This window comes from Exiguobacterium qingdaonense (assembly GCF_018617855.1).
In the GTDB taxonomy this organism is placed as follows: Bacteria; Bacillota; Bacilli; order Exiguobacteriales; family Exiguobacteriaceae; genus Exiguobacterium; species Exiguobacterium qingdaonense.
This window is the reverse complement of record NZ_JACSKY010000048.1, coordinates 1-217: the sequence shown is the minus strand read 5'-3', so window position 1 is coordinate 217 and position 217 is coordinate 1. Positions and strand designations below refer to the sequence as shown.

General features: G+C 67.7%; 1 pseudogene. It reads left to right on the top strand.

Features of this window, described 5'->3' with window-relative positions:
* Nucleotides 1-217 (top strand): annotated as a pseudogene (locus tag KNP00_RS14185) (RNA-guided endonuclease TnpB family protein); the annotation flags it as partial.

The window sequence follows — 217 nt, the reverse complement described above, 5'->3', positions numbered from 1 at the left end:
CGGCGACACCCGCCTCCTACAAGCCCCTGTTCCCGTTCCTCGCCGAGGCGGACAGCCTCGCGCTCGCGAACGCGAAGCTGAACCTCGACACCGCCTTCGCGAAGTTCTTCGCCGGGACGGGCGGCTTCCCGGCTTTCAAGTCGAGACGACGGTCGCGCGCCTCCTACACGACGAACAACCAGCACGGTACGATCCGCATCGAGGCGGGCAAGGTCCG